A 24,004-nucleotide genomic window follows, 5' to 3' on the forward strand; every position below is an offset into this window, starting at 1 on the left:
TGATTCCAGATGACAATGCTGGATCTGAACCTGCAACCCATCAGTTTTCACTCGACCATGCCAGCGACTGAGCAAAAGAGTCATACGCGGGGGGAGCCCCTCAACGTAACGAGAAAAATCAGATATTTATCCGGCCACAAACTCATCGAAAATGAGGCAGATCACATAATACGTAAGAATAATTAGTCATATTAAACAAGACATTAGAACTGAGGAGTTACCATGCAGATTTCAGGACTGAAAGAACTACATAAAAATATGAGGCAAAATGGTGTTACCCGGACTCAGTTTCAGTACAGACATAATCAGGTAGTCTTTGATGTGCTGTTTTTCACCGATGGCTCCCCATACAAGCTACTTTTCGGCGCTATAGGAGAAAAGTGTTGTTTCGTGGTAAATGTCAAGCCAGGCTATTCAATCGATCCTTTCTTACAACCTAAATCGGCATATAACGATTTATGTCGTGTTTTGGGCATTGAGTACGACCCAAAAAACCCTTTCAGTACAGCAAAATTTTTTCGACATTTTGCTGATGCCGTTCCTCATTCCGTCACCTCAACAAAAGAACCTGCAACGCCAGCAAAATCTCAAGCAGAACTGAATGATGATGGAGAAAAAATTTACTTTAAGTACTGGAAAAACAATGGGGTAAACAGCCATGTGACACCCCTTAATCTCGAAAAAACACGAAAAGCCTTTGGAAGTGAGATAGCTGAATTCTGCTCTGAACGGAATATCAGCAGTTGCTGGTCCAGTAATGAGAAGAAAAACTCAAACTGATATTGGATGATTAACCGGTGTGTCGATTTGATTGTGCCAGGCAGACGACAGCGCTTTTTGCGTAACGCACTATTACTTTTTATCATTGAGAAATAACATAAACGGAGCATTAGTGTGGGTGAAGGATTACAGGTAGTTATGTCTCCGGTTCAGATGGCTGCAGTGTTATCTGATAAAACAGTAACTGAAGCAGAAACACTGCAGAATCGGTTGTTGGGCGGACTCAGTGTAGCAATGAGTACTGTTGAACTCGCAGGGGCGACAATTCTGTGCGCAGCTCCAGACCCAACGACGTTAACCAAAGCGGCTTGCATTGTCGTTGGTGCGCATGGCCTCGATAGCCTCAATGCCGCTATTGACCAGACTCTTTCTGGCCGAGACACCCGGACAGCGGCGTACCAGTTAGCTGTTGATACCGCCCGCCATCTTGGAGCTGATGAAAATACCGCAATTCATATTGGATTGACTGTCGATATCGCGGTGCCAGTGGCTTTTGGTCTTACCCTCGGTGCTGTCCGCGTCGCATCGGTTCGTGTCGGCAGAATTAGACTTATTGAACATGAATCTGCTGCTGGATATAAACCCGGTGGTCATACGCTCTCCCGCCATGTAGGGTTAAGTGAAGCAGACCTCAGAACACGATTAACCAACAGACCCACGCTCTCAGGAAGTAGTACTTTCTATAACAGACGCATTGCTGAGGATGCCATTTCCCGTGCGCTGAAATTTAACGCGTCTTATGTAGCTAACTGGGCCAAAACTGCACGAGCTGGCTCAAAATTGAACATCGATTTTTTTGCAGGCAAGGAAATTGGCTTTGGCATTGAGTCTGCGACTGGTCCCATGATCAAATCGCATAAAATGCGCGTTGTTCTTGAACTCCAGTTGTATAACAACAAACCTTACTATGTACTGACTGCTTTCCCGGTACTGAGATAAATCATGATTAATAAATTTTTAGATCACCTAATGGGTGCTTACTTTAACCAAGATTATGACCTGTTTGGCGAGACCATCGAAGAGGTGATGGAGGAATATCTGAAATGCGAAGGGCCAGAAAATGCAAAGGGGCTGATTGAGGATTGCAATAACTTCATCAACAGAAATGACGATGTGGAGCTTGAGTTTCTCAACTTATATAAGTTCGATTTTAACCCGTCTTTATGGGGGATTACCGCAAAGCAGTTCCTGACGATGATATCGACACAGGCTTCCCATTATCTGGATGTACAAAAGTAAGGGTCTTTTCAGGCTGGCGTTCCGGTATCTGTATTGCGGTAAATGGATGGCTGGGAAAGTATCGAAATGGTCCGTCGCTATGCCCACTTAGCACATAATCATTTAACTGAGCATGCTAAGCAAATTGGCTAACTTTTTGGGGTTGATGTCCCAAGTTTGTCCCACAAGGGTAATCAGGAGGGAGCGAAAGACGTGTAAATGCCTGATATTAAATGGCACGCCCTGTAGGATTCGAACCTACGACCTACGGCTTAGAAGGCCGTTGCTCTATCCAACTGAGCTAAGGGCGCACTGAGAAGAGTGAACTTCGCGGTGGTGAAACGCGAAGAATTATACGGTCAATGGCAGGTGAGTCAATGCCTTTTCCGTATTCGACCCTGAATAGGGCTAGTTGATTGTAAATATGACTGTTTTTTCAACATTCCCCGCTTTTCTTCCGTACACTTTAGCACTGCGAAAAGGCTTAGCTGCATTTAAGTAACGCCTGCTGTTTTCCTGAGCGCCAGCTCGTCACACTAGTGTGAGGTATCCCGGCCGCCTGGAGGCTGACAGACAACAGGACAATGGAGTGACAGCGCAAAACCTGATCGATACGTCCCCCGGCTTACAGCACCTCTCTCAGGACATTGCGGGCATCAAACTTGAGCCTATCGTCGCCCTCTCCTCGCAGCGCCAGGTTGGGGTGGAAGTGTTGAGCGTCCTGTCAGCAACAGAGCAAAGCGAGGCATTTTTCACCGATCGGTCTGCGGAGTGGTCAATTGCGCTGCTTGAAGCGCAACTTGCCGCGCTAAAAAAGGCCCCGCACTGTCATAATCTTTACGTCAATTTGCCGATAACCGTATTCACACAGCCGGACGCTTTTCAACGGCTTATCCGGTTGCATGCCGCACCGCTGAATATTGAAATTGTCGACCCGGCACGCTTTCTGGCGCTGTCTGACGCAAAGCGGCAGGACGTTCTCCAGCGACTGCAACAGCTCAGAAGGCAAGGTCACGGTATCTGGCTGGACGATATTGATGAAGTAACCGTCCAACCATTTCTGTCCTGCCGGTTGCCGTTAACCGGCATAAAAATCGATAAGGAAGCATTCTGGCGTTTACGCGCCCCCCCTGCGCTCGGGCAACTGGTAACACGTTGCTTTCAGCTTGCCGACAAGGTGCTTATTGAAGGTATTGAGACTGAAAAGGATCGTATCCGGGCACAACAGGCAGGAGCAGGACTCGGCCAGGGGTACTACTGGCCGTCCTGGAAATGGCCGGAGGAATAAAAAGCCATTTCCAGGAGGGAAGCCATGCGAATGACAGTGCGCCGTTACCGGCGGCGGCGTACAGGAAGTGATGCACTGGGATTTACGCACTCGCCTTTTGCTCCCCCCTTTTTCGACCGACTCGAATTTTTGAGCCAGTCCATCCACCAGCACCGCAAAACAGACGCGCCCTTTATTATTCTGGTCACGGAAGATCATTTCCTGCGCACCGGTTTTCTGAACGGTCAGTTTCCCCTGAGCAGCTGTAGCGATTACCCGACGCTGGATGATGCCTTTCAGGCGCTGAACCAGTGGCCTGCTGCCCGTCTGGTGGTGGATATTGAAAGCCGTACCACGGCGCTTATGGAAAAGCTGGATCAGCTGCGAAGACACAGCCTATATCCGCCGTATCTGACGCCGTATCTGTTGGTCAGGGCGGATAATTATGACACCCGTCTGTTCTGCAAAGCGGCAGGTCCGTTTCATGTCCTCGAACGCCAGTCAACGGCGGCGGCGCTCCAGCACAGCCTGATGGATATCAGCCCCCCGCAGGGCTCCAGTAAAGAGTGGTTCTCGCGTGGCGAGTGGCCCATTTTACAGGAGCTCTCGCGGGGGAAGACGCTACGTCAGATCGCCCTGCTGCAGAACCGCCCCTATAGCCGCATTATCTATCGCCTGAGCTGCATTCTGGTAAAGCTCGGGCTGAGCCATCGCCAGGAACTGCTGCATCTTCTCAATAATCTCTCCGACTGCTCGTTTTACTCTTAACCTAACCCCTTCTTTCCTAAAGGCCTTTAGGAAATTACTTACCAAAAATGTTAATTTAATGTTAACTGTTAACACTAAAGTCGAAATTACAACTATTCCTAATTTTTGACTCTGAACCACGTGAAATATCAAAGAATACGTAAAGTGCAGCACTTTCATCCATGCGTTAAGGGATTGATGGTTCCGTTAACAGGATGATAATGATGTAAAAACAAGCAATTTGGCTGCATGTGCCAGGCGCACAAAGTGAAGGTCGCAGAAGATTTTGCTCTTCCGGCATAGTATTTTTCTGATATCGGGGAGAGGCATCGGGATGAGGATGAGACGCGCTATCTGTGCAAATTCACGCCACTTCAGCAGCAGCTGAGACGTTTTACTGCCCCGCTATTTCATTAACAATTTTGCAACATATAGTGGTATCTGTTATTTTTTGTTATTACATAAAGATGAAAAGATGCGGTAAATGGAATAACAGGATATTTCCGCTAAAATTAAAAAAATAGCCATTCAGATCCAGAAGATAATACAAACCAATAATTGTGAATTAATCTGCAGGCTTTTCGGAAAAAACTTACACGGTATAATAAGACGCGTACCAAATATGAATAAGAAAAACCTTTTTGCCGATACCAGCCAAATGAGAAGACCGCGCTGAGGCAATGACATTACCGCTACGTTAACAAGGATGCTTTCGCTCTTTCCAGGGAAATACCACCCTATAAGGATCTGCAAATTTATCCTTCCGGCATTTCGAGAGTTTGAACCAAACTCAGCATAACGCTTTTAACAATCTGAGGCATAAAAAATGAAACCGGCATCCGTTATCATTATGGACGAACACCCTATCGTCAGAATGTCGATAGAAGTCCTGCTACAGAAAAATAAAAATATCACAGTCAAACTGAAGTCTGGCGACAGCCACGAAGTCCTTGACTGTATCCGCAATCACGCCATCGATCTGGTGATCCTGGACATTGAACTCACGGGCACCGATGGCTTCGCTTTACTGAAAAGAATCAGAAACTTAAACAAAGACATCAAGGTCTTGTTCCTCTCTTCCAAATCGGAATCCTTTTACGCGGGGCGCGCCATTCGTGCCGGTGCAAATGGGTTTGTCAGTAAACGAAAAGATTTAGGTGAGATCTACAACGCTGTGGAAATGATCCTGATGGGCTATTCTTTTTTCCCGTCAGAAACGCTGAACTTTATTAATCATCTGGGTTCAGGGAAAGGGATGGCGGCAGATATGCCATTATCGAATCGCGAGGTCACGGTATTGCGCTATCTGGCGAATGGATTATCGAATAAGGAAATTGCTGAACAACTACTATTAAGTAACAAAACCATTAGCGCGCACAAATCCAATATTTATTCCAAGCTCGGCGTGCAAAGCATTGTGGAATTAATCGATTACGCCAAGGCACACGAGCTGCTATAACCTGAATTCACTCCCTGCAGTTTATCTGAGCTGCAGGGAGTGCGGTCAGCGCTAATTATAATTAATCATAAAGGTAGCATCCGCATCGGCGCGCCCGGGCTGGGGGTTATCCGCAGTGGCAATATAATTAGCATAGAATGACAGCACGGCATTTCCCTGCGCATCCACCGTCACCGGCTGGCTGGCCTGCTGCAACGCCAGACGCGTTTTATCCGCATCCCTGATCTCCACCGCGACGTTATTCGCCGTGCTGGCATCGTTCAGCGCCAGCAATCCGCTGTCACTCCCGTCCGTTTTCCCGGAAAACGTAATCGATGCCGCGCCTGGCGGACAGCCGGTTAGCTTTAGCGTAAAAGGCATGGGCTGCGTACGACTCCCCGTGGTGCTGAGCTGTTTTGTCGGCCAGGTGCCCAGCGTAACAGTCTTGTCGCTGTCGTTACCCTCTGCCACGCAGGTAAAATCAACGATATTGCCGTACATCTGAATATTGATCTCGCCCAGCGCTGTGGCTGACCACGCATTTGCCTGACACATCGTCAGGGCCAGCACAGCGAAAGGCCATTTCCAGTTCCGCATCTCTCCCCCTTAATCGTAATCCACGCGCAGATAGCCGCGAGAGGTGAACCGGCCTTCTGCTGGCTTATTCCCCGTAATGCTCACCGGCCAGACCCGGATCCCGACCTGCGCCTGGGCACTGTCATCCAGGCGGAACGGAATTTTACTGTTCAGGTTATTAGGCGTCAGAGGCGTACCGCTATCGTTAGCCACGACAAACCCTAAATCCGGGTTATCGGAAACCAGCGCATTACCCGAGATTTTTTCCGCCTCGATGCGCATCGTCAGATACGCATTGGCCTCCACATTGGTGCACTTAATGGCAATGGTTTTGCTTTGGGGTGAGACATTCTGAGGACGATTGCCGGCCCCCGCCTGGCTGAACAACGACGCGCCAATATCACCAAAATCAAATTCCACCACCTGCCCGGCATTAATCGCACAGCTTTGAGGTACCTGAATGGTGCCGCTGTAGCTAATGGTATACACCGGGGTATTCAGCGGGTCGGATGACGTGGTGGTCACATAGACGGTGTACATGGTTTGCTGAGGGATCACCACCATGTTGATAAACCGCCGCGTGACTCTCAGACGAAAGACCAGCTTCGAATCGGTGACAGGAAACGCCTTGTTGTTCGGAACGTTAGGGTGCTGCCCCATCTGGATGTAGTTTGCCGGCGGGTAGAAGGTGCCCGCGTAGTCATCGTGGATCTGCATTGCACCATCAAGGTAGTCATTCAGCTTCACATACTTATAGCTATCAATCACCGTCGTTATCGGCAGGCTGGTGACGTAACTACGCATCGTCGACTTCCCGGTTGTGCCTCTGGGGCAAATAGCATTAACGCCTACCAGCCCGGATTTTTGCGCAAGGGTCACAATCTGCCCCGGTTTGTTATTGGAACTGTTAAAGACGTTTGAAAGATCGTACGAGATATCCTTTGCCACGCCCGTAGAGTTCTGGCAGACCGTCGCCCACGCGGGCATCGTGCTGCAGAGCAGCGCTAAGCTAAACACATTGCGTAAACTGCGCATCTTTGGGTTCCTGTTAACGGTCACAGCTTGCCCCCGCCATGGTAATGGCCTGGTTTTGGCTTTCAGGCGATAAACGATAGTGCGCACGACACTGGGACTGCATCCCATTGCCCCACTGAATAAGCAACTCCCCTTCCAGCGGCAGGCCGCTCAGGTAAATCTGCCCGTCATCGCCCACCATGCTGGTGACCCCGCTCTGGGTTTCACGGACCACGGCACCAAACGGCACTGGCTGGTTGCCGCGCGTCACGGTCAGCAGGGCACGCACGCCAATACGGGTATCGAAGCTGGCGCGCACCAGCGCGCCTTTGGTCGGCACCACGCTGCTGACGTTATTTTCGATGTCGGTGTTGTTACTCATGGAGTTGGTATCCAGCGCCACGCGGTTATAGCGGTAGACGGTGGCATACGGCATCACCGCGTAGCCTCGCCAGTCGGTTTTCACCCCGGTCTGGTTTTCCACGCTGACGCCCGATGCTCCCGGCGCTTTAATCAGGACGTTGGTATCCCCCAGCGGCTGGCTGAAGGTGACACCGTCGGCATGGCCCACCACCCCACCGGCGAGCTGCCAGTTGAGATCGTGCTGATCGCGCGCGTAGTTGTAGCCCACACCCAGCGTGCCGTAGGTCGCCTGCCAGTTCGCACTGGCGCTACCGCTTGAGCCGTTGGTACTGGTGTGCCCCTGCGTAACGCTGTAGTTCAGGTTGCGATCTTCCAGCAGGGTGCCGCTGACCCCGGTTTGCCAGCTGGTATCACCGTCGCTGTTGCGGCTGGCTGACGCCGTGGCGTAGGCGCGGTCGATGGCACTGTCCCGGCGATACCCCTGACGGGTAAAGAGGCTGAACGGCACCGAGACGTTAAACGACGCGATCCGGTCCGTGCCCTCGATCCCGACGGACTTGTTCCACGACCATGACAGGGAGTAGTTGATCCCTTTTACGCCCCCGGCATAGCCGAGCTGATACCAGAGGTTCGACTGGCTGGTGCCCCAGTAGGTCTGCTCGCTGCCGGAAACATAGACTGAGCCGTAATCACCCAGCGACTGAGAGATATTGAGCTGGAAGCGCCCTTTTTTATTCCATGTCAGGTTGTGATAGCTCTGCACGTCCGGCACGCCGTCATCATCCTGGCTGTCGGCATACTGATAGCCTTCCATCGAACGCCAGGCCACATCATCCAGGGTGTAAAACCCTTTCGTGGAGTAGCGATATCCCAGCAGCTGGAAGTTGGTGCCGAATCCGTTAAGTGATTTTGCATACAGGAAACGCAGGGACTGGCCTTCATGGCGGCTGTCGTCCGCCAGCTGGCTGCGGGCATGGGTGACATCGACGGACACCGCGCCCCAGTCACCGAGGTTTTTCCCGGCACCAATGGCCACTGCGGTATAACGCGACGCCAGCTGCGTACCGCCGTACAGGGTGAAGCCATTGGCAAGACCGGTAATCAGCGTGCCCTGGGTAAAGAACGGCGTGTCCTGATCGCTGTTACCGCTGCGGTAATCCCCTGCCACGAGGTCATATTTCCAGCGTCCTTCACGCTGCAGCAGCGGCACGGTGGAGTACGGCACGGTATAGCGTTGCTGGCTACCGTCTTTCTCTTCCACCGTCACCTCCAGATCGCCGCTTGAGGAGGTGGGGTTCAGATCGGTGATGGCAAACGCACCAGGCTGGACGTAGCTCTGATAGATAACGTAGCCGTTCTGGCGAACGACCACTTTGGCTGGCGTCCGGGCGATACCGCGCACGGTTGGCGCGTAGCCCTGCAGGCTGTCCGGGTACATGCTGTCGGACGAGAACAGCCGCCCGCCGCGAAAACCGACGCTGTCAAAGACATCATTGCCGGTATTGCTGTCGCCCAGCACCAGTTCGCTTTTGAGGGGAATGACGGTACGCTGCGCCCAGGTGCCAATGTTCTGCCAGTTACTGTGCCGCTGGCCGTTGTTCTGCGTATAACGCCAGGCACCGTTATTGCGTAAACGCCAGGCGCCATAGTTCAGCCCGCTCTGCAGGTTCAGATAGTAGCTGTCGTCCTCGCTTCCCCGGTTGCCGGTAAAGCTGTAGTTCAACAGCGCGGCGGGGATCCCTTCATCCCACTGTTCAGGCGGGATATAGCCACGGGCGCTGTTCTGCATCGCCACCTGCGGCAGACTGATATTCAGACGCTGTGAGGCGAAGTTAAACGCGACCAGGCTCCCGGGGATCGCTTTTGCCAGCGGGACACAGGTATCGCCCTGCACGTTAACGAGATCGGGAAACGCGGCGATGTTAACGCCAAACCGCTCGAGCATTTTACGCGTGATGCACGGCGCCAGCCCACCCGCGACCGGGGGCGTATCGTCGGCCTGCTCAAAGCGCACGTCCTGGGTCGCGATAAACTCATCGTTACGCCAGATATCCACGCGATACACGCCGGGTGCCTGCTGATGACCTTGTTCAAAACGCGATAAATCCGCCACGCTGGCGGTATCGTCGGACAAAAAGGCCGGGTTAAAGTAGCTTTCGCTCCAGCCCGCCTGCGGCCAGAGCGTTGCCATCAGCGCCAGTGCAACCGGGCAGTAACGCCATTGATGATTATTCATCGCCCTGACTCTGCTCACAGGTTGACACTACGCGCCGGAGTAATGGCACCGTAGTCATTAACGCTCTGCCAGGAGAGCGTACCGCCCGCGCCGGCCGGCAGCGTCTGCTGCGCCGAGTTCTTTGGCGCGATCATAATGTTGTCCAGCGTCTGACCGCCCAGCTTCAGATTGACCAGCGTGATGTAATACGGTGACGCGTTGCTGATCTTCAGATGGGTGCCAACACGCTCAAAGCGCAACTGAGAGAGCGCCTCTTCCGGCTGCATCGCCAGATTGTTCGGGCGCACAAACAGCTTGATACGCGACAGGATGGCCAGTTGCAGCACGTTGTTGTTTTCGGTTTTGGCTTTGTTCACTGACGGGATCGCTTTCACGTTCATGTAAAAGAGCGATTCACGATCGGCGGGCAGCTCGGGGCCGGCATAAATAATGCGCAGGGTGTTTTCGCTGTCCGGTTCACTGACAAACAGCGGAGGCGTAACGGCAAAGGTCTTTTCCTTTTGCCCGTTCGCATTTTCGATCCATGCGTTTATTAAATAGCGTTCTTGTTTGTTGCTGTTGGTGATCGCCAGTGAAGTTTGTTTAGCATCTGCCGGATAAATAACACGCGTGGCTCCGAGAGCAATACCACCGGACGCATTCGCGCATGCAGAAACCATCATTAAAATAAACGATAAAATCAGTCCTGGTTTAATTAGCGTATTCATCAAAACCGTACCTTTAATAATGTGTTCGCAGGTGTTATGGATAAATCAACGTAAACCAGACATCCGACTGAATATTGCCTGGTACAAGGTGTTCGGAAATAGCGCGATAACGGGCGCTAAAATGAAACGCAAGCTCGCGGGTCTCAATCGGCAACCAGCTGACCGCCGTGGCGTTGGGGATAATCTGACGCTGTTGTTCGTCAAAGAGCGCCAGCCCCACCCCGCTGCTGATGGGTGTTTCACCTGGCCGCGATGTCGCCAGAAAAACCTGCGGATCTTCTGCGGGCGTGATGCCCTGAAACTGGATCCCGACGGTGCGTGAGACATCCACGCTGCAATCCAGCAGCCGCACGGTGAAAGGCACATTAACCGTGGAAAAACTGCCCACCCCGGAAAATGAGTTGGTTCGGTACTGCCCCATGTCGATGCGCATATTCTGGCTGTCCGGCGCCACGGCGCAGCCGCCGTTCAGCAGTTCACCTCTGAGGTGTACTTTGCCGCCGTCAATCACCACCGTATGGGCGAATGCCTGAGAAGCCATCGCAAGGGTTAACAGCAGTAGTGTTCCTGTCCTTGTCATCCTTCGTTCCTGGCCTGAGCGTATAACGGGCCTCATCCGTGAGGCCAAAACATCCCTGTACGGAGGAATTATTCGTATTTCATAACGAAAGTGGCGTCAGCGTTCGCCTGGCCTGGTTCAGTGGTCGCCGCCGTTGCTTTATAACGCGCGCTGAAGTTCAGGGTGTTGGTACCCTGGATCAGGTTCTGCGCTGCAGAGAAGGTGGCACCGTCTGGGGTCAGAACGCTGGATTTGCTGTCGAGGATCTCGATACCAACACCTTTCGCGGTGTTGTCGTTGCTACCGGAAGTCACTGCCAGCAGGGTTTTGTCGGTCGCGTCGATCTGACCGGTAAACGCTACAGCAGCCGTTTTCGCCACCAGCGGATCGCAATCGTTCAGTTCGATGGTGAATGGAATATTAGACGTCGTGTCACCCACTTTGGTGAATTTCGCGGTACGGTATTGACCGAGATTAACAGTCTGCTCGGAAGAATCGGTATTTACTGAACATGCAGCATTAACCAGTTCACCTTTAAAATGCACGGTACCGCCATTTACAGAAACTGGCGTAACCGGATCCGCAGCGTGAGCGGCACCCGCGACCAGGGCCAGTGAAGCAATAACAGTAGAAGCAATGTTGCTGAGTTTCATGTCTATTCCTTTAAAATGTAAATAACCCTTCCCGCGAATAATCGGGAATAAGAAATACGTTCAATTGAAAAATTGAAAGCTTATTTCGGAGGAGACAAAGTAGCTCAGGAAACTATTTTTAAATATGTCAAAACGCTGCCATTTTACCAGGTCACATCCTAATCCCGCCTAAGAAATTGACCATCATCCGGGAAGGGTCTTTACGCCCGCCGGAGGAAAACTCGCAAAGGGTGACTGACAGCGGCGCTCGCTTCTGACAAAATACAGGCCATCCCCCCTTTCAAACGTTACAGACGGAATCTTCTCTCTGATGGCAGCAAAGATTATTGACGGTAAAACGATTGCGCAGCAGGTTCGCTCTGAGGTCGCGGAAAAAGTGAAGGCGCGTAAAGCGGCTGGATTTCGCGCACCAGGGCTCGCCGTTGTGCTGGTTGGTAGCAACCCGGCATCGCAGATTTATGTCGGCAGCAAGCGCAAAGCGTGTGAAGAGGTGGGGTTCGTCTCCCGCTCTTACGATTTGCCAGAAACCACCACCGAAGCAGAACTGCTGGAACTTATTGACACCCTGAATGCCGATAAAGAGATCGACGGTATTCTGGTCCAGCTGCCGCTGCCGGCAGGCATCGACAACGTGAAGGTGCTGGAGCGTATCGCGCCGGATAAAGACGTGGACGGTTTCCACCCGTACAACGTTGGCCGTCTGTGCCAGCGCGCGCCGCGCCTGCGTCCCTGCACCCCGCGCGGTATCGTGACGCTGCTGGAGCGTTATAACATCGACACCTACGGTCTGAATGCCGTAGTGATTGGCGCCTCCAACATCGTGGGCCGTCCGATGAGCATGGAGCTGCTGCTGGCCGGCTGCACCACCACCGTGACCCACCGCTTCACCAAGAACCTGCGTCATCACGTTGAGAACGCCGATCTGCTGATCGTCGCGGTCGGTAAGCCAGGCTTCATTCCAGGGGAATGGATTAAGGAAGGGGCAATTGTCGTGGACGTCGGGATTAACCGTCTGGAAAACGGCAAAGTGGTCGGCGACGTGGTTTACGAAGACGCCGCGGCGCGTGCCTCTTACATCACCCCGGTGCCGGGCGGCGTAGGCCCGATGACCGTTGCCACCCTGATTCAGAATACCTTGCAGGCATGCGAGGAGTATCACGACGTAGAGGACGCGTAACATGGCGACATTTTCATTAGGTAAACACCCACACGTTGAACTGTGCGATCTGCTGAAGCTGGAAGGCTGGAGCGAAAGCGGCGCGCAGGCCAAGATCGTGATTGCCGACGGGCAGGTTTTCGTCGACGGCGTGGTAGAAACCCGTAAGCGCTGCAAGATTGTTGCCGGTCAGACTGTCAGCTTTGACGGCCAGAGCGTGACGGTTACGGCCTGAGTCGTTTGATGCCCTCACCCTAACCCTCTCCCACAGGGAGAGGGGATGACAATCCCCCCATACCCATCACGGTTAATTATCGATCAACTTCAAATAATCACTATTTCATCTGCTGAAAAGTGAAAATTGAGTTGCGCGTTTTTCACGCTTTGCCCACGATAAGTAGAACGTTCTACTAAAACGTTCTACTTACAATAACAGCGCCAAAAAAAGCGCTTCTCGGGGGAAATCAGCATGAGTCTGATATCAGGGTTTGTTAAATCGCTGTCTAAGTTATCGATGATTGGTCGCGCCTTAATGCTGCCAATTTCACTGCTTCCCGCTGCGGGCCTGCTGCTGGCCTTTGGCGATAAGTTTCACCTGCCGCTGATGATGAACGCGGGTGGGGTTATCTTTGATAACCTGCCGATGCTGTTTGCCATTGGCTCCGCCGTAGGTCTGGCATCGGAATCCGGCATTGCCGCGCTGTCTGCCGCCGTCTCGGTGTTTGTCACCAATATCACCATCAGTACCGTGCTGAGCATCACGCCGGAAATGGCCTCTCAGGGCGGAAAATACGCTATGGTGGTCGGCATCCCGACGCTGCAGATGGGCGTCTTTGGCGGGCTGATCTGCGGTATTCTGGCGGCGTGGTGCTATAACCGTTTCCACACTATGCAACTGCCGGAGTTCCTCGGCTTCTTCTCCAGCAAACGCTTTGTGGCGATTGCCACGGCGTTTCTCTCGTTCCTGCTCGGCCTGCTGCTGCCCTACGTCTGGCAACACATCCAGGCCGGTATCGACGCGCTCTCCGTGGTGGTGAACGGCGATAATCAGGCCGCCTCGACCTTTATCTTCGGCCTGGTCGAACGTGCGCTGATCCCGCTCGGTCTGCACCACATCTGGTATCCCTCTTTCTGGTATTCATTTGGTGATTACACCACTCAGGCGGGCCAGGTGATCCACGGCGACCAGACTATCTGGTTCAAGATGCTGGAAGAAGGGGTGAAATCCTTCAGCAGCGACACTTACCAGAACGCCGGTAAGTTCATGCAAGGGGAATTCCCGCTGATGCTGTTCGCACTGCCTGCGGCGTGTCTGGCGATGTATCATGAAGCACACACCAAAAATAAGAAAATCGCGGCCGGTATTCTGTTCTCTGCGGCACTCACCTGCTTCCTGACGGGGATCACCGAACCGGTGGAATTCACGTTCATCTTCGTTGCGCCGATCCTCTATGTCTTCAACGCCATTATGGCGGGTCTGGCGTACATGACCATGTATCTGCTGCACGCCCATATCGCCAAGTCGTTCTCAGCAGGCTTTATCGATTATCTGTCGTTCGGGATCCTGCCGTCATTTAACGGCTATCAGACCAACTTCCTCAATGCCATTATCATTGGTATTCCGATGGGCCTGATTTATTACTTCACCTTCCGTTTCGTGATCCGTCGCTTTGACGTGAAAACGCCGGGCCGTACCGAAGTAACCGCCAGCGCGGATGATAAATCCGATTCTGAACTCGCCACCGAAATCATTACCCTGCTGGGCGGTGCGCACAACATCGACTCCGTTGGCTCCTGTATCACCCGTCTGCGCCTGGAAGTGGCAAAAAGCGATGCGGTGGATAAAGATGGCCTGAACGGGCTCGGCGCGCGCGGCGTGGTCTTCGTGGGTGATAACGGTATTCAGGTGATTTTCGGTGCCAGAGCACAGTTTATCGCCCAGACCATGTCCACCATGATTGGCAAATAATAAGATGCCGGAACGACACGTCTCCTGTAGGCTGAGAGACGTGTCGTATCTGGCTGATAATCGGTAAATTTCAGGGAGCGGTTTTGAAGAAAGTCAGCATCATTGATGTCGCAAAGCACGCGGGGGTGTCGGTCTCTACCGTATCGCTGGTGCTGCGCCAGAAAGGGAAAATCTCCGAAGCAACGATCGAGAAGGTCAATGCCGCCATCACGACGCTAGGCTATGTTCATAACGTTGCCGCTGCCAACCTTCGCGCCAACACCTCCAACCTGATCGGCCTGATCCTGCGTGATTTTAGCGACAGCTTTTCCATCAAAGTCATGGCGAGTATCGTCCAGGAGCTGGAGAAGCAGGGGTATATGGTTTTTCTCGGCCAGCCGCTGAACGATCAGGAACATTTAGAGCGTACTCTGCTCTCCTTTAAGCAACAGGGCGTGGCGGGCGTGATCTATCTCGCCTCTGATACGCGCTCCTCAACCCTGCCGGAGCAGATCCGCCAGTGTCCGCTGCCGCTGGTGGTGGTCTCGCAGTCTCTGTTGGACGAAAAATGCAACCTGGTGATGCGCGATAACCGCCAGGCGGCGAACCTGGCCGCGCGCTATCTTATTGAACGTGGGCACCGCAACATCGCCTACATTGGCGGGCGGGAAGGCTGCCTTATTCGCGAGCAACGCCTGCTCGGATTTCGCAGCGCAATGACCCAGAACGGGCTGGTGTGGCGCGATGAAAGCTCCCCGGCCTGCAGCGATGACACGCAAGCCGCGGCGATGGCGACCCGCCAGCTGCTTGAGAAAAACAACACCATCACCGCCCTGCTCTGCCATTCACCGGATGCGATGATCGGCTGCATTAGCGGCATTCATCAGGTGGGCCGCACCGTGGGAAAAGACGTGTTTCTGACGCAGCAGGTCGCAGTGGTGGGCTTTGAAGATATGCTGCACGTCAACCTGACCTCGCCGTCGTTTACCTATGTCTCCTCCGCCAGTGACGAGACAGGCCGCCAGGCGGCGGGTCTTATCATTCGTAAGCTGAAAGAGCCAGAGCTGCAGACGCAGCGCATTACCCTCTCCGGCCAGCTTATCGCGCGGGAATCGGCGTAAAAATCGGAATTTAGCACAGGTCAGTTCCAGCAAAATCGCTGCTATATTGCCATGATTTGTCATGGAAAATTACGATGCCTACCGTTATTACTCACGCTGCTGTTCCGCTTTGCCTGGGATTAGGTCTGGGAACCCGGGTTATCCCTCCCCGCCTGCTTTTCGCCGGTGTCGTGCTCGCAATGCTGCCCGATGCCGACGTGCTGGCGTTTAAGTTCGGCGTTGCTTACGGCAACGTTTTCGGCCATCGCGGCTTTACCCATTCACTGCTGTTTGCCTTCGTGGTGCCGATACTCTGCGTACTGTTCGGGCGACGATGGTTCAGGGCAAGTTTGACGCGCTGCTGGCTGTTTTTAACCGTGTCGCTGCTGTCGCACAGCCTGCTCGATTCCATCACCACCGGCGGGAAAGGCGTCGGCTGGCTGTGGCCGTGGTCAGATGAACGGTTCTTTGCGCCGTGGCAGGTGATCAAGGTCGCGCCGTTTGCGCTGTCTCGCTACACCACGCCGTACGGGCATCAGGTGATTATCTCTGAACTGCTGTGGGTATGGCTGCCGGGGGTGGTGCTGATGGGATTGTTGTGGTGGCGAAAGCGTGCGCGCTGATGCCCTCACCCCGGCCCTCTCCCACAGGGAGAGGGTTAGGGTGAGAGGAAAATTACTTACGGCGCCAGGTGGTCCCCTGAGGGCCATCTTCCAGGATGATCCCCATCTCGGTCAGACGGTTACGCGCCGCATCTGCTGCCGCCCAGTCTTTAGCCTGACGGGCTTCGAGACGTGCGTTAATCAGCGCTTCAATCTCCGCCACTTCACCGTCATCCGCCTGTGCGCCGCTCTGCAGGAAGGCATCCGGCTCCTGCTCCAGCAGGCCGAGCACGGAAGAGAGTTTGCGCAGGTGAGAAGCCAGCGCATTCGCTGCCGCCATATCTTCTGACTTCAGACGGTTGACTTCACGCGCCATGTCGAACAGCACGGAGTAGGCTTCCGGCGTGTTGAAATCATCGTTCATCACCTCAACAAAACGGGCCTCGAACGCCTCGCCACCCGCAGCCTCCACGGACTTGTCGGTACCGCGCAGCGCGGTGTACAGACGCTCCAGCGCCGAGCGCGCCTGTTTCAGGTTCTCTTCGCTGTAATTCAGCTGGCTGCGGTAGTGACCGGACATCAGGAAGTAACGTACGGTTTCCGCATCGTAATACTTCAGCACGTCACGTACAGTGAAGAAGTTGCCCAGCGATTTAGACATCTTCTCGCGATCAACCATCACCATCCCGGAGTGCATCCAGTAGTTCACATACTCGCCGCCGTGCGCACAGGTGGACTGCGCGATTTCGTTTTCGTGGTGCGGGAACATGAGGTCTGAACCGCCGCCGTGAATATCGAAGTGTTTGCCCAGCTGTTTGCAGTTCATCGCCGAGCACTCAATGTGCCAGCCTGGACGCCCTTCACCCCATGGAGATGGCCAGCTTGGTTCGCCCTCTTTGGACATCTTCCACAGCACAAAGTCCATTGGGTTACGCTTCACGTCGACCACGTCAACGCGCGCGCCGGCCTGAAGCTGGTCAAGATCCTGACGGGACAACGAGCCGTAGGTGGGATCGGTTGGCACCGAGAACATCACGTCGCCATTGTCCGCAACGTACGCATGACCGCGTGCGATCAGCTTTTCAGTGATGTCGATAATTTCATGAATATGGTGGGTTGCACGCGGCTCGCTGTCCGGGCGCAAAATGTTTAACGCGTCGAAATCTTTGTGCATCTCAACGATCATACGATCCACCAGCGCGACAAAGCTTTCGCCATTTTCATTAGCGCGCTTGATGATTTTGTCGTCAATATCGGTGATGTTGCGCACGTACTTCAGGTTATACCCGAGGAAACGCAGGTAACGGGACACCACGTCGAACGCGACAAAGGTACGGCCATGGCCGATATGACAGAGATCGTAAACCGTAATACCACACACGTACATGCCGACTTCCCCGGCATGGATAGGTTTAAATTCCTCTTTCTGGCGCGTCATTGTATTAAATATTTTTAACATCGAAGATTCCATGTAAACACGTGTGTGGACGAAAACCGGGTATTCTACCCGTAATTCAAACCCGAAGCAGCACACAATGCAAGGTGATCGCATCCTGTGGTTATGCTATAACAGGCCCCTATATATGACCCGAACGCGGGTCGACGTACCACAATAACGGAACAGGATGCAAAAATGGTTACTTTCCACACTAATCATGGCGATATCGTAATCAAAACCTTTGATGACAAAGCGCCTGAAACAGTTAAAAACTTCCTGGACTACTGCCGCGAAGGTTTCTACAACAACACCATCTTCCACCGTGTGATCAACGGTTTTATGATCCAGGGCGGCGGTTTTGAACCTGGCATGCGCCAGAAAGAAACCAAAGAAGCGATCAAAAACGAAGCCAACAACGGTCTGAAAAACACCTGTGGCACGCTGGCGATGGCGCGTACTCAGGCACCTCACTCTGCCACCGCGCAGTTCTTCATCAACGTGGCTGACAACGACTTCCTGAACTTCTCCGGCGAAAGCCTGCAGGGTTGGGGCTACTGCGTATTCGCAGAAGTGGTTGAAGGTATGGACGTGGTCGACAAGATCAAAGCCGTTTCCACCGGCCGCAGCGGCATGCATCAGGACGTTCCAAAAGAAGACGTTGTGATTACCAGCGTGACCGTCAGCGAGTAATTCGTGGCGACACTCTTTATTGCAGATTTGCACCTGCAAACAGAAGAACCGGCGATCACCGCCGGTTTTCTGCGTTTTTTAGCGGGTGAAGCCAGAAGCGCCGACGCGCTTTACATCCTTGGCGACCTGTTTGAAGCCTGGATCGGCGACGACGACCCGAACCCTCTGCATCGTGAAATGGCTGCCGCCATTCACGCGCTGGTCACCTCCGGCGTTCCCTGCTACTTCATTCACGGCAACCGCGATTTTCTGGTCGGTCCTCGCTACGCCCGCGAAAGCGGCATGACGCTGCTGCCAGAAGAACAGGTGCTTGATCTCTATGGTCGAAAAGTCCTGATCATGCACGGTGACACGCTCTGTACTGACGATACCGGCTATCAGGCGTTTCGTGCGAAGGTCCACACCCCATGGATCCAAAAGGTATTCCTTGCCCTGCCGCTGTTTATCCGTAACCGTATCGCCGCCAGAATGCGCGCGGGCAGTAAAGCCGCCAACAGCAGCAAGTCGATGACCATCATGGACGTCAACACGCAGGCGGTGGTGAACGTGATGGAGAAACACCACGTCCAGTGGTTGATCCACGGTCATACCCACCGTCCCGACGTGCATACGTTGGTCGCCAACGGCGAACCGGCTCACCGTGTGGTACTGGGTGCCTGGCACAGCGAAGGATCGATGGTTAAAGTCACGCCTGAAGGCGTGGAACTGATCGCTTTTCCGTTTTAATCTCTCCCGCAAAATTCATTCTATTTTTTTGAACGATATCGGCAAATTGTTTCGATTTTAATCAGCCCGTGGTCGGCCTATCATTTATCACATCAGGGCAACACGCCCTATCCCAAACAAAACACTTAAGGAATACGACCATGAAATCTATCAAAACTTTCGTTGCAGTTGCCGCTCTGTCTCTGATCTCTTTCGGTTCTTTCGCACAAAGCGTCAGCGCGACAGCCTCTACCCTTGACCGTGCAGAAGCGAAAATTGCCGCTCAGGCTGCTGAACAGGGCGCGTCTTACAAAATCACCAGCGCACAGTTCAACAACCGCGTGCACATGACCGCAGAACTGACTAAATAAGACCACTGATTGCCGTGCCGCCAGTCCATCTGCGACAGCGACAAGACGATGAGGAAGGAAAGAGAATGAAAAAAATCAGCATCGTAAGTGCCCTGCTGCTGGCGGCCGGACTGTCCACTGGCGCGATGGCGGCGGAGAAAGGCTTCTCCACACCGGAAGCAGGCTCGAATATCGACACCAGCCTGGTGAATCATATTGATGTCAACCACGCGTTCGACAAAGAGAACCTGACCGCAGGGGATCTTCAGTAACCTCTCAAAACAGACCGCCTGAACCCGGTCTGTTTTGTTATTCTAGTGCACCACAACGGCTCAGTTTTTAACCGCGCAACCGTTTTCCTTGCCCGTATTACATGCTATTCTCTGTGCCCTCGAAAGCAGTGTGTTTCGCACCACAGGAGTTTTAAGACGCATGTCTTCCCGCAATAATCCGGCGCGTGTCGCCATCGTGATGGGGTCCAAAAGCGACTGGGCTACCATGCAGTTCGCCGCCGAAATCTTTGAAATCCTGAATGTTCCTCACCACGTTGAAGTGGTTTCCGCACACCGCACGCCGGATAAACTGTTCAGCTTCGCCGAAAGCGCGCAAGAGAACGGTTACGAGGTGATCATTGCCGGTGCGGGTGGCGCAGCACATCTGCCGGGCATGATTGCCGCCAAAACGCTGGTGCCGGTACTGGGTGTTCCGGTGCAGAGCGCGGCACTGAGTGGTGTCGACAGCCTTTACTCCATCGTGCAGATGCCGCGCGGTATTCCTGTGGGTACGCTGGCCATCGGTAAAGCGGGCGCGGCAAACGCGGCTTTGCTGGCAGCACAAATCCTGGCGACGCACGATAAAGCGTTACACCAGCGTCTGGCGGACTGGCGTAAAGCCCAGACCGACGAGGTGCTGGACAACCCGGACCCGCGGGGTGCGGCATGAAGCAGGTTTGCGTTCTCGGTAACGGTCAGTTAGGCCGCATGCTGCGCCAGGCCGGCGAACCGCTGGGCATTGCCGTCTGGCCGGTCGGTCTGGATGCCGAACCCGAAGCCGTGCCGTTCCACCAGAGCGTCATAACCGCCGAGATCGAACGCTGGCCGGAAACCCCGCTGACCCGTGAACTGGCGCGCCATAACGCTTTTGTGAACCGCGACGTGTTCCCCATCATTGCTGACCGTTTAACGCAAAAACAGCTGTTCGACAAGCTCGGCCTGGCGACCGCGCCGTGGCAGTTGCTGTCTGATAAAAGCGAGTGGAACGATGTCTTCGCAATGCTGGGCGAACTGGCGATTGTAAAGCGTCGCGTCGGCGGGTATGACGGCCGCGGACAGTGGCGTTTGCGCGCGCACGAAACAGCTGAACTGCCGGAAGAGTGCTACGGAGAGTGCATCGTTGAGCAGGGCATTAACTTCAGCGGTGAAGTGTCGCTGGTTGGCGCTCGCGGCCACGACGGGCGTACCGTATTTTATCCTCTGACCCATAACCTGCATCAGGACGGGATCTTACGCACCAGCGTCGCCTTCCCCCAGGCCAATGCTGAACAGCAGGCCCAGGCGGAAGAGATGCTCTCGGCCATTATGCATGAACTGGGTTATGTGGGCGTGATGGCGATGGAGTGTTTTGTGACGCCGTCCGGTCTGCTGATCAACGAACTGGCACCGCGCGTTCACAACAGCGGCCACTGGACGCAAAACGGCGCATCAATCAGCCAGTTTGAGCTGCACCTGCGCGCCATAACTGACCTGCCGCTGCCGCAGCCGGTGGTCAACAGCCCGTCGGTGATGATCAACCTGATCGGTACCGATCTGAACTACGACTGGCTGAAGCTGCCGCTGGTGCATCTGCACTGGTACGACAAAGAGGTTCGTCCGGGTCGTAAAGTGGGTCACCTGAACCTGAACGACAGCGACGCAGGCCGCCTGAGCGCGACCCTGGAAGCAATGATCCCTCTCCTGCCGCCGGAATACGCAAGCGGGATTGTCTGGGCGCAGTCAAAGCTCAAATAAGCGATAAATGCCGGGGAGTTGATCTTCCCCTTCCCCGGCCTCTCCCCACGCGCGTAAAATCCCCCTCCATTGCTGTTTTGATTTCTGGAATAACCATGAACGATGGAACGGATTATCGCGCGATCCTCGCGTCCGATACCCCCTTAATCGACGTTCGCGCGCCGATAGAATTTGCGCAGGGTGCGATGCCTGCGGCAATCAACCTGCCTTTAATGAATGACGACGAACGCGCCGCCGTGGGGACCTGCTACAAACGCCAGGGGCCCGACGCTGCGCTGGCGCTCGGCCACAGCCTGGTGAGCGGCGACACGCGTGAGGCCCGAATCAACGCCTGGCGCGAAGCCTGTCTTGCCCGTCCTGAAGGCTATCTCTGCTGCGCGCGCGGTGGACAGCGCTCGCATATCTCACAGGCCTGGCTGAAAGAGGCGGGTGTGGATTACCCGCTGATCCGCGGTGGCTATAAAGCCCTGCGTCAGGCGGCGATTCAGCTCACCCTCGAGCAGTCACAAAAACCGATGGTGCTTATTGGCGGCTGTACCGGAAACGGTAAAACGTTGCTGGTGAAGCAGCACGCGCAGGGGATCGATCTGGAAGGGCTGGCTCACCATCGCGGCTCGTCGTTTGGCCGCACGCTCACACCACAGCTTTCCCAGGCAAGCTTTGAAAATCACCTTGCCGTCGAACTGCTGAAAAAGGATGCTGCACGTTGGGTGCTGGAGGATGAGGGCAGGATGATTGGCTCTAACCATCTGCCGGAATGCCTGCGCGACCGGATGACCGAAGCCCCTATCGTGGTGGTAGAGGATCCGTTTGACATTCGTCTTGAGCGCCTGCGCGAAGAGTATTTCGACCATATGTGGGCCGATTTTTCTGCCGCCTACGGCGAAGAGGCTGGCTGGAAGGAGTATAGCGAGTATCTGCACCACGGCCTGTTCGCCATTCGCCGCCGTCTGGGGCTGCAGCGTTATGCGGAATTCACCGCGCTGTTAGATTCCGCGCTGCTGGAACAACAACGCTCTGGCAGCACTGACGCACACTTTAGCTGGCTTGCGCCGCTGCTCAGAGATTATTACGACCCGATGTACGGCTATCAGCTGGAGAAGAAAGCGGAGAAGATTGTGTATCGCGGGACGTATGGCGAGGTCGCTGACTGGCTTGATCGCTGAAAGAAAGCCGGGTGGCAAGGTAAAAGCAAAACGGCAACCTGGTTGCCGTTTTTAATGTTTGTACCCTCTCCCTGTGGGAGAGGGCCAGGGTGAGGGCATCAGACTGCACCCTGTGTTTCGACCTTAGAAGTCGTAACGCAGACGCACCAGGTTCATATCGCCCAGGTTGTCGGTGCTGGAGGTGAACACGTGTTCGTAATCCACACGGAAACCGTAATCCAGCTGGAAGCTGATACCCACACCGTTGTCGATGCGCTGGTAGTTACGGCCGTTCACGTACTCGATACGGTCACCCATGAAGTAAGGCTGGATGGATTTAACCGCATACTGATTGATTGGGAATTTGTACCCTGCGAAGTATTCGATACCCCATGCGTCACCGGCAAAGTAGTCGTTCACAGACACTTTTTTGGTGGTCAGGAAGTTCTGATACCAGCCGCCGCCAGCAGAGAAGGTCCAGTTATCCGGCGTCCAGCTGAGCGCGGTACCGAGGATGTTCTGGTCATAGGTTTTGCTGTCGCCGTTGTCCGGGTTGCGCATGTCCGCACGGGTGTAGTTCCATGCCGCACCCCAGGTCAGGTCGGTGGTCAGGTGGTAATCAATACCCAGGGAACCGCCGCCTTTACGCTTGTAGCGCAGACCGTTACCCGGCAGGTATTCGCTGTCTTCAAACAGGTAAGAGGCGTAGATATCAGCATCGCCAACGGTTTTCTTATATTTCAGCATATTGCGTGAACGATAAGAGCCATCGTAGTCGCCGTTGATGCCGTTACCTGGTGCCTGGGCGATCATGTCGTAGTCCCAGATATCGGTTTTCACACCCACCACATCATAGTACACGCTGTTCTGTTGACCGAAGGTCAGCGTACCCCAGGTGTCGCTCTTCAGGCCGGTGTAGAGCATACGGCGCGTGGTGTCGTGGGCACCGTCAGCATAGTGATGATCCCAGTTGAACTGGGCAGGGATATTCACACCCAGCTCGTAGTAGCTGATCCAGCTGATGTCGTCGAACAGATAGTAATCTGCCGCAAAACGGAAACGGGTGCCGCCGTCGAAGCCGTTGCGTTTGTAGCTGTTTTTACCGTCGTCGCCCGTCATGTTCTGGAACTGAGGACGAATACTGCCGCCAACGGTAAAGTTCAGACGGCTCAGCGGGTTACCCGCCTGCGGATCTTGCTTAAGAACCGTGATTTCCGCCTGAGATGCGAAGGAGGTTAATGCCACTGCTGCGCCAATAGCTGTCGCCAGCGCGGTTGTTTTTATAGTCATTATTTTTCCTTAATAG

The 24,004-nt window shown here is 54.0% G+C and carries 26 protein-coding genes, 1 tRNA gene and 1 pseudogene; 19 read left to right on the forward strand and 9 right to left on the reverse strand.

Annotated features, from left to right (window positions below):
• Window positions 1-222 precede the first annotated feature (222 nt).
• The 4 genes and pseudogenes from EKN38_RS16450 to EKN38_RS26175 form a co-directional block, all read left to right on the forward strand.
• Window positions 223-780 (forward strand): DUF6037 family protein, encoded by a 558-nt coding sequence (locus tag EKN38_RS16450; protein WP_014830949.1) that lies wholly within the window; start codon window positions 223-225, stop codon window positions 778-780.
• Window positions 781-894: 114 nt separating this feature from the next.
• Window positions 895-1,719, forward strand: coding sequence for an RNase A-like domain-containing protein (locus EKN38_RS16455; RefSeq protein ID WP_126522444.1), 825 nt, complete (start codon window positions 895-897; stop codon window positions 1,717-1,719).
• A gap of 3 nt (window positions 1,720-1,722) precedes the next feature.
• Complete coding sequence (locus tag EKN38_RS16460; protein ID WP_014830947.1) at window positions 1,723-2,019, forward strand: contact-dependent growth inhibition system immunity protein; 297 nt, start codon at window positions 1,723-1,725, stop codon at window positions 2,017-2,019.
• A 9-nt stretch (window positions 2,020-2,028) separates the two neighbouring features.
• Window positions 2,029-2,148, forward strand: a pseudogene (locus EKN38_RS26175) (integrase); the annotation flags it as partial.
• Window positions 2,149-2,232: 84 nt separating this feature from the next.
• Here the strand turns inward: EKN38_RS26175 and EKN38_RS16470 are convergent.
• A tRNA-Arg gene (locus EKN38_RS16470) sits at window positions 2,233-2,309 on the reverse strand.
• 278 nt (window positions 2,310-2,587) lie between these two features.
• Here EKN38_RS16470 and EKN38_RS16475 point away from each other — a divergent pair.
• The 3 genes from EKN38_RS16475 (at window position 2,588) to fimZ (ending at window position 5,471) form a co-directional block, all read left to right on the forward strand.
• Window positions 2,588-3,286 (forward strand): EAL domain-containing protein, encoded by a 699-nt coding sequence (locus EKN38_RS16475; protein ID WP_014830946.1) that lies wholly within the window; start codon window positions 2,588-2,590, stop codon window positions 3,284-3,286.
• 24 nt (window positions 3,287-3,310) lie between these two features.
• Window positions 3,311-4,033: a response regulator transcription factor gene (locus EKN38_RS16480; protein WP_043951577.1), complete on the forward strand. Its 723-nt coding sequence runs from the start codon at window positions 3,311-3,313 to the stop codon at window positions 4,031-4,033.
• Window positions 4,034-4,838: 805 nt separating this feature from the next.
• The gene (fimZ, locus tag EKN38_RS16490) at window positions 4,839-5,471 is read left to right on the forward strand and encodes a fimbria biosynthesis transcriptional regulator FimZ (protein ID WP_014830944.1); all 633 of its coding nucleotides are present in this window, start codon (window positions 4,839-4,841) and stop codon (window positions 5,469-5,471) included.
• A 51-nt stretch (window positions 5,472-5,522) separates the two neighbouring features.
• On the opposite strand, the gene sfmF is transcribed toward fimZ, so the two are convergent.
• The 6 genes from sfmF to fimA all read right to left on the reverse strand — a co-directional run bounded on the left by sfmF (window position 5,523) and on the right by fimA (window position 11,558).
• Window positions 5,523-6,047 carry a fimbria assembly protein gene (sfmF, locus tag EKN38_RS16495; protein WP_014830943.1) on the reverse strand — a complete coding sequence of 175 codons (525 nt, stop codon included), beginning with the start codon at window positions 6,045-6,047 and terminating at the stop codon, window positions 5,523-5,525.
• A gap of 9 nt (window positions 6,048-6,056) precedes the next feature.
• The gene (gene fimH, locus EKN38_RS16500) at window positions 6,057-7,061 is read right to left on the reverse strand and encodes a type 1 fimbria D-mannose specific adhesin FimH (protein WP_126522446.1); all 1,005 of its coding nucleotides are present in this window, start codon (window positions 7,059-7,061) and stop codon (window positions 6,057-6,059) included.
• Window positions 7,062-7,074: 13 nt separating this feature from the next.
• Complete coding sequence (locus EKN38_RS16505) at window positions 7,075-9,639, reverse strand: fimbrial biogenesis usher protein (protein WP_014830941.1); 2,565 nt, start codon at window positions 9,637-9,639, stop codon at window positions 7,075-7,077.
• Window positions 9,640-9,653: 14 nt separating this feature from the next.
• Window positions 9,654-10,346 carry a type 1 fimbria chaperone FimC gene (fimC, locus tag EKN38_RS16510; protein WP_014830940.1) on the reverse strand — a complete coding sequence of 231 codons (693 nt, stop codon included), beginning with the start codon at window positions 10,344-10,346 and terminating at the stop codon, window positions 9,654-9,656.
• Window positions 10,347-10,380: 34 nt separating this feature from the next.
• Window positions 10,381-10,926, reverse strand: coding sequence for a type 1 fimbrial protein subunit FimI (fimI, locus tag EKN38_RS16515; protein ID WP_126522449.1), 546 nt, complete (start codon window positions 10,924-10,926; stop codon window positions 10,381-10,383).
• Window positions 10,927-10,994: 68 nt separating this feature from the next.
• A complete protein-coding gene (fimA, locus tag EKN38_RS16520; protein WP_014830938.1) occupies window positions 10,995-11,558 on the reverse strand; it encodes a type 1 fimbrial major subunit FimA in 564 nt (187 codons plus the stop codon).
• A 310-nt stretch (window positions 11,559-11,868) separates the two neighbouring features.
• Between fimA and folD the strand changes: the two genes are divergently transcribed.
• From folD to EKN38_RS16545, 5 genes are all read left to right on the forward strand, one after another.
• Window positions 11,869-12,735, forward strand: a complete 867-nt coding sequence (gene folD / locus EKN38_RS16525) for a bifunctional methylenetetrahydrofolate dehydrogenase/methenyltetrahydrofolate cyclohydrolase FolD (RefSeq protein WP_013095929.1) — start codon at window positions 11,869-11,871, stop codon at window positions 12,733-12,735.
• A gap of 1 nt (window position 12,736) precedes the next feature.
• A complete protein-coding gene (ybcJ, locus tag EKN38_RS16530; RefSeq protein ID WP_014830937.1) occupies window positions 12,737-12,949 on the forward strand; it encodes a ribosome-associated protein YbcJ in 213 nt (70 codons plus the stop codon).
• 234 nt (window positions 12,950-13,183) lie between these two features.
• Window positions 13,184-14,683: a PTS transporter subunit EIIC gene (locus EKN38_RS16535; RefSeq protein WP_126522451.1), complete on the forward strand. Its 1,500-nt coding sequence runs from the start codon at window positions 13,184-13,186 to the stop codon at window positions 14,681-14,683.
• A gap of 83 nt (window positions 14,684-14,766) precedes the next feature.
• Window positions 14,767-15,783 (forward strand): Mal regulon transcriptional regulator MalI, encoded by a 1,017-nt coding sequence (malI, locus tag EKN38_RS16540; RefSeq protein ID WP_014830935.1) that lies wholly within the window; start codon window positions 14,767-14,769, stop codon window positions 15,781-15,783.
• Window positions 15,784-15,857: 74 nt separating this feature from the next.
• Window positions 15,858-16,385: a metal-dependent hydrolase gene (locus EKN38_RS16545; RefSeq protein WP_014830934.1), complete on the forward strand. Its 528-nt coding sequence runs from the start codon at window positions 15,858-15,860 to the stop codon at window positions 16,383-16,385.
• Between the two features lie 52 nt (window positions 16,386-16,437).
• On the opposite strand, the gene cysS is transcribed toward EKN38_RS16545, so the two are convergent.
• The gene (cysS, locus tag EKN38_RS16550) at window positions 16,438-17,823 is read right to left on the reverse strand and encodes a cysteine--tRNA ligase (protein WP_014830933.1); all 1,386 of its coding nucleotides are present in this window, start codon (window positions 17,821-17,823) and stop codon (window positions 16,438-16,440) included.
• A 174-nt stretch (window positions 17,824-17,997) separates the two neighbouring features.
• Here cysS and ppiB point away from each other — a divergent pair, with 174 nt between their 5' ends.
• The 7 genes from ppiB to mnmH all read left to right on the forward strand — a co-directional run bounded on the left by ppiB (window position 17,998) and on the right by mnmH (window position 22,719).
• Window positions 17,998-18,492, forward strand: a complete 495-nt coding sequence (gene ppiB / locus EKN38_RS16555) for a peptidylprolyl isomerase B (RefSeq protein ID WP_126522453.1) — start codon at window positions 17,998-18,000, stop codon at window positions 18,490-18,492.
• A gap of 3 nt (window positions 18,493-18,495) precedes the next feature.
• Entirely contained in the window at window positions 18,496-19,218 is a 723-nt protein-coding gene (lpxH, locus tag EKN38_RS16560) for a UDP-2,3-diacylglucosamine diphosphatase (protein WP_014830932.1), read from the forward strand.
• Window positions 19,219-19,358: 140 nt separating this feature from the next.
• On the forward strand, window positions 19,359-19,568 hold the full coding sequence (locus EKN38_RS16565) for a YdgH/BhsA/McbA-like domain containing protein (protein WP_013095921.1): 210 nt from the start codon (window positions 19,359-19,361) through the stop codon (window positions 19,566-19,568).
• A gap of 65 nt (window positions 19,569-19,633) precedes the next feature.
• Window positions 19,634-19,819, forward strand: coding sequence for a hypothetical protein (locus tag EKN38_RS16570; RefSeq protein ID WP_014830931.1), 186 nt, complete (start codon window positions 19,634-19,636; stop codon window positions 19,817-19,819).
• Window positions 19,820-19,979: 160 nt separating this feature from the next.
• Window positions 19,980-20,489, forward strand: a complete 510-nt coding sequence (purE, locus tag EKN38_RS16575; protein WP_013095919.1) for a 5-(carboxyamino)imidazole ribonucleotide mutase — start codon at window positions 19,980-19,982, stop codon at window positions 20,487-20,489.
• A complete protein-coding gene (purK, locus tag EKN38_RS16580; RefSeq protein ID WP_014830930.1) occupies window positions 20,486-21,553 on the forward strand; it encodes a 5-(carboxyamino)imidazole ribonucleotide synthase in 1,068 nt (355 codons plus the stop codon). Before purE ends, purK begins: the two co-directional genes overlap by 4 nt.
• Before the next feature lie 95 nt (window positions 21,554-21,648).
• Entirely contained in the window at window positions 21,649-22,719 is a 1,071-nt protein-coding gene (mnmH, locus tag EKN38_RS16585; protein ID WP_014830929.1) for a tRNA 2-selenouridine(34) synthase MnmH, read from the forward strand.
• A 123-nt stretch (window positions 22,720-22,842) separates the two neighbouring features.
• On the opposite strand, the gene EKN38_RS16590 is transcribed toward mnmH, so the two are convergent.
• Window positions 22,843-23,988 carry a porin gene (locus EKN38_RS16590; RefSeq protein WP_014830928.1) on the reverse strand — a complete coding sequence of 382 codons (1,146 nt, stop codon included), beginning with the start codon at window positions 23,986-23,988 and terminating at the stop codon, window positions 22,843-22,845.
• Window positions 23,989-24,004 lie beyond the last annotated feature (16 nt).

The sequence above is a fragment of the Enterobacter sp. WCHEn045836 genome, from assembly GCF_003965585.1.
Taxonomy (GTDB): Bacteria; Pseudomonadota; Gammaproteobacteria; order Enterobacterales; family Enterobacteriaceae; genus Enterobacter; species Enterobacter dissolvens.

What these genes read in the sequence shown, in the direction of transcription:
- EKN38_RS16450 (WP_014830949.1), top strand. Translation starts at nt 223, where the DNA reads ATGCAGATTTCAGGACTGAAAGAACTACATAAAAATATGAGGCAAAAT.
- EKN38_RS16460 (WP_014830947.1), top strand. Translation starts at nt 1,723, where the DNA reads ATGATTAATAAATTTTTAGATCACCTAATGGGTGCTTACTTTAACCAA.
- EKN38_RS16480 (WP_043951577.1), top strand. Translation starts at nt 3,311, where the DNA reads ATGCGAATGACAGTGCGCCGTTACCGGCGGCGGCGTACAGGAAGTGAT.
- fimZ (WP_014830944.1), top strand. Translation starts at nt 4,839, where the DNA reads ATGAAACCGGCATCCGTTATCATTATGGACGAACACCCTATCGTCAGA.
- sfmF (WP_014830943.1), bottom strand. Translation starts at nt 6,047, where the DNA reads ATGCGGAACTGGAAATGGCCTTTCGCTGTGCTGGCCCTGACGATGTGT.
- fimH (WP_126522446.1), bottom strand. Translation starts at nt 7,061, where the DNA reads ATGCGCAGTTTACGCAATGTGTTTAGCTTAGCGCTGCTCTGCAGCACG.
- EKN38_RS16505 (WP_014830941.1), bottom strand. Translation starts at nt 9,639, where the DNA reads ATGAATAATCATCAATGGCGTTACTGCCCGGTTGCACTGGCGCTGATG.
- fimC (WP_014830940.1), bottom strand. Translation starts at nt 10,346, where the DNA reads ATGAATACGCTAATTAAACCAGGACTGATTTTATCGTTTATTTTAATG.
- fimI (WP_126522449.1), bottom strand. Translation starts at nt 10,926, where the DNA reads ATGACAAGGACAGGAACACTACTGCTGTTAACCCTTGCGATGGCTTCT.
- fimA (WP_014830938.1), bottom strand. Translation starts at nt 11,558, where the DNA reads ATGAAACTCAGCAACATTGCTTCTACTGTTATTGCTTCACTGGCCCTG.
- folD (WP_013095929.1), top strand. Translation starts at nt 11,869, where the DNA reads ATGGCAGCAAAGATTATTGACGGTAAAACGATTGCGCAGCAGGTTCGC.
- ybcJ (WP_014830937.1), top strand. Translation starts at nt 12,737, where the DNA reads ATGGCGACATTTTCATTAGGTAAACACCCACACGTTGAACTGTGCGAT.
- EKN38_RS16535 (WP_126522451.1), top strand. Translation starts at nt 13,184, where the DNA reads ATGAGTCTGATATCAGGGTTTGTTAAATCGCTGTCTAAGTTATCGATG.
- EKN38_RS16545 (WP_014830934.1), top strand. Translation starts at nt 15,858, where the DNA reads ATGCCTACCGTTATTACTCACGCTGCTGTTCCGCTTTGCCTGGGATTA.
- cysS (WP_014830933.1), bottom strand. Translation starts at nt 17,823, where the DNA reads ATGTTAAAAATATTTAATACAATGACGCGCCAGAAAGAGGAATTTAAA.
- ppiB (WP_126522453.1), top strand. Translation starts at nt 17,998, where the DNA reads ATGGTTACTTTCCACACTAATCATGGCGATATCGTAATCAAAACCTTT.
- EKN38_RS16565 (WP_013095921.1), top strand. Translation starts at nt 19,359, where the DNA reads ATGAAATCTATCAAAACTTTCGTTGCAGTTGCCGCTCTGTCTCTGATC.
- EKN38_RS16570 (WP_014830931.1), top strand. Translation starts at nt 19,634, where the DNA reads ATGAAAAAAATCAGCATCGTAAGTGCCCTGCTGCTGGCGGCCGGACTG.
- purE (WP_013095919.1), top strand. Translation starts at nt 19,980, where the DNA reads ATGTCTTCCCGCAATAATCCGGCGCGTGTCGCCATCGTGATGGGGTCC.
- purK (WP_014830930.1), top strand. Translation starts at nt 20,486, where the DNA reads ATGAAGCAGGTTTGCGTTCTCGGTAACGGTCAGTTAGGCCGCATGCTG.
- mnmH (WP_014830929.1), top strand. Translation starts at nt 21,649, where the DNA reads ATGAACGATGGAACGGATTATCGCGCGATCCTCGCGTCCGATACCCCC.
- EKN38_RS16590 (WP_014830928.1), bottom strand. Translation starts at nt 23,988, where the DNA reads ATGACTATAAAAACAACCGCGCTGGCGACAGCTATTGGCGCAGCAGTG.